Here is a 3,216-nt window from a genome sequence, read left to right as displayed (position 1 = left end):
GGCCCGGGCCTCGCCGGGGCGCTCATGGTGGGGGTTTGCGCGGCCAAGGCGCTCGCCGTCGCTACCGGCAAGCCGCTGTACGCGATCAACCATCTGGTGGCGCACGTCGGCGTCGGCCTGCTCGAGCCGGACTCAGGCGCCGCGGGCGCCTTCGCCGAGAACATCCCCTCGGGAGACGCTGCCCCGGCGAACGCGTTGCCTGAGAACCTGGGCGCGCTCCTGGTCTCCGGCGGCCACACGGAAATCCTTCGGATCCGCAGCATCACGGACGACGTCGAGCTGCTCGGCTCGACCATCGACGACGCCGCCGGCGAGGCGTACGACAAGGTGGCGCGGCTGCTGGGGCTCGGCTACCCGGGCGGCCCGGCGATCGACAAGCTCGCTCGCACCGGCAACGCGAAGGCGATCCGCTTCCCGCGCGGGCTCACCCAGCCGAAGTACATGGGTACGGCCGAGGAACCCGGCCCGCACCGTTACGACTGGTCCTTCAGCGGGCTCAAGACCGCCGTCGCCCGGTGCGTGGAACAGTTCGAGGCCCGCGGCGAACCGGTGCCGGTGGCGGACATTGCGGCGGCCTTCCAGGAGGCCGTGGTGGACGTGATCACCGCCAAAGCGGTGCTCGCCTGCCGCGAAAACGGCATCACCGAGCTGATGCTGGGCGGGGGAGTGGCTGCGAACTCGCGGCTGCGCCAGCTGACAGAGCAGCGCTGCAGCGCTGCGGGCATCCGGCTGAGCGTGCCGCCGCTGGCGCTGTGCACGGACAACGGTGCCAYGGTGGCTGCCCTCGGTGCGCAGCTGGTGATGGCCGGAATCTCGCCCAGCGGAATCGGTTTCGCGCCGGACTCCTCGATGCCGGTCACCTCCGTAACCGCATAGCGGGAAGGGGCAGGAACTAGGCTTCGGGCCCCTTGCGCATCTGGTCGACCAGGTCCAGGACGACGGCGCGCAGGTCACCGCCGTGCTGTGCCGCCACGCGCCGCTGCCGCTGGTACCCGGCACCGCGCTCGACGATCTTCAGGACGTCGGCCAGCTCGGCGCTGCAGCCCAGTTTCGCCGCAACAGGTTCCAGCCGCGCGACCGTCTCACGGATGTGGTCCGTGACAAGCTGCTCGTTGCCCTCGGCATCGAGGATGATGATGGCGTCCAGGCCGTAGCGGGCGGCACGCCACTTGTTTTCCTGGACGTGCCAGGGCGGCATGGTGGGGATGGTGCCGCCGTTGTCCAGGGTGCTGGAGAACTCGTCCACGAGGCACTGCGTCAGGGCTGCGATGGCTCCGACCTCCTCGAGCGTGGCCAGCCCGTCGCAGATGCGCATCTCGATGGTGCCGAAATGCGGGACGGGCCGGATGTCCCACCGGATTTCGGAGAGCGAATCGATCACCCCGGTGGTGAACATGTCCTGGGTGTACGACTCGAAGTCTTCCCAACTGGAGAACTGGAAGGGCAGGCCCGCCGTCGGCAGTTGTTGGAACATCAGCGCGCGCTGGGAGGCGTAGCCGGTGTCCTCGCCGCCCCAGAAGGGGCTGGAAGCAGACAGCGCCTGGAAGTGCGGGAAGTAGTTGACCAGGCCATCAAGGACGGGGAGGACCTTGTCCCGGCTGTCCAGGCCGACATGGACGTGGACCCCATAGATGACCATCTGGCGGCCCCACCACTGGGTGCGGTCGATCAGCTTGGCGTAACGGGCCTTGTCGGTGACGGGCTGCAGCTGCGGGGGGCTGAAGGGGTGGCTGCCGGCGCAGAAGACCTCGACGCCCATCGGGTCGGTGACCTCGCGCAGCGCGGCAAGGGAGCTGCTCAAGTCCGCCTTGGCTTCCGCCACCGTGGTGCAGATGCCGGTGACAAGTTCCACCGTGTTGAGCAACAGCTCCTGTTTGATGTGCGGGTGTTCGTCGTCCTCGTTTAGCTCGGGGTGCCGACGGGCCACGCCGCGGAGTACCTCGCCGGCCACCGAGGCCAGCTCGCCGGTTTCGGCGTCGACGAGCGCGAGTTCCCATTCCACACCAAGAGTTGATTGCCTGGATGAAGCGAAATCAATCTTCATGTGGTCCCTTCGCTGCGTTGGTGTCGGCTATAGCTGCCGCCACTCCTGGTCAGCAATTTTGACTGCCGGGCCGGCCTGCTGTGGCACGCCGGCGGCGTTTCCAAGTGTAGTGCAGGGGTAGCATCGAGCTGGTGGCCAAGTTACAGCTGATGCGTGAGAGTTTTCACAGAAGAAGCCTGTTGCCGGCAGCGCTGGCGGTCCTGACCGCACTGGCGGTGGGAATCGCGGGCTGCTCCGCCCCGGGGGCTCCGGGGGCTCCGGGGCCCGGCCCGGACCCGGAACGCAGCTCCGCGGCTGGACCGCAAGCGGACGACGCCCCGGCCGGCAGGCCGCTGGGCTGGGGTCCGGACCAGCGCGACTCCGATGCTGCCGCCAAGGCGGTAGCCGGGATGAGCCTCGAGCAGAAGGCCGGCCAGGTGTTGCTGCCGTTCTTTACCGGGCTCGACGCCGAGGCCCACGCCGGGACGGTTGAACGCCTGCACCTGGCGGGTTCCATCGTGATGGGCGACAACGTCCCTGCCACCCCGGACGGGCAGGTGGACACCGCCGCTATGCGCACCGCGGTCGAGCGCCTGCAGCGTGCCGCCCAAGCCGACGGCCGCAGCTGGCCCGGGCTGGTCGGCGTGGACCAGGAGGGCGGGGTGGTTTCCCGGCTGCGCGCCCCGCTGACCGAATGGCCGGCCCCGATGAGCTACGGTGCCGCCGGCAGTGAGCCGCTGGCGGCCGACGCCGGCCGAGCCATGTCCGCGGAGCTGGCCGCTCTCGGCTTCAACGTCGACTTTGCTCCCACCGCGGACGTCACGATGGGCCCCGCCGACCCCACCATCGGCTCGCGCTCCATCTCCGGCAACGCGGACACCGCGGCGGAGGTCGGCACCGCTTTCTCCGAAGGCATGCTTGCCTCGGGCGTCCTCCCGGCCGCCAAGCACTTTCCCGGCCACGGCTCCGTGACCGTCAATTCGCACGAGGGGCTGCCGGTCCAGGACGCCAGCCTGGAAGAGCTGCGGGCGAAGGACCTGAAACCCTTCCAGGCGGCCATCGACGCCGGCCTGCCGATGGTGATGACGGGGCACATTGCCGTGCCCGCCCTGCAGCCCGGCGTCCCGGCCTCCGTCGCCAAGCCGGCCTATGCGGAGTTGCGGCGGATGGGCTTCAAGGGGGTCGCCGTGACC

General features: G+C 69.5%; 3 protein-coding genes. 2 read left to right on the top strand and 1 reads right to left on the bottom strand.

The genetic code is table 11. The features are described 5' to 3' along the window. Nucleotides 1-876 (top strand): tRNA (adenosine(37)-N6)-threonylcarbamoyltransferase complex transferase subunit TsaD (locus AB4Y86_RS15410; protein ID WP_441403069.1); only part of this gene is annotated, 876 nt, incomplete at its 5' end. 16 nt (nucleotides 877-892) lie between these two features. Here the strand turns inward: AB4Y86_RS15410 and AB4Y86_RS15405 are convergent. Then, nucleotides 893-2,044: a glutamate--cysteine ligase gene (locus AB4Y86_RS15405; RefSeq protein WP_441403068.1), complete on the bottom strand. Its 1,152-nt coding sequence runs from the start codon at nucleotides 2,042-2,044 to the stop codon at nucleotides 893-895. Nucleotides 2,045-2,175: 131 nt separating this feature from the next. Here AB4Y86_RS15405 and AB4Y86_RS15400 point away from each other — a divergent pair. Then, the coding region (locus AB4Y86_RS15400; RefSeq protein ID WP_441403067.1) for a glycoside hydrolase family 3 N-terminal domain-containing protein at nucleotides 2,176-3,216 on the top strand (1,041 nt) is incomplete at its 3' end.

This window comes from Arthrobacter sp. 2YAF22_2, assembly GCF_052114645.1.
Taxonomy (GTDB): domain Bacteria; phylum Actinomycetota; class Actinomycetes; order Actinomycetales; family Micrococcaceae; genus Arthrobacter.
Note: the sequence above shows the minus strand (reverse complement) of the source record. Positions and strands in the feature narration are given on the sequence as shown.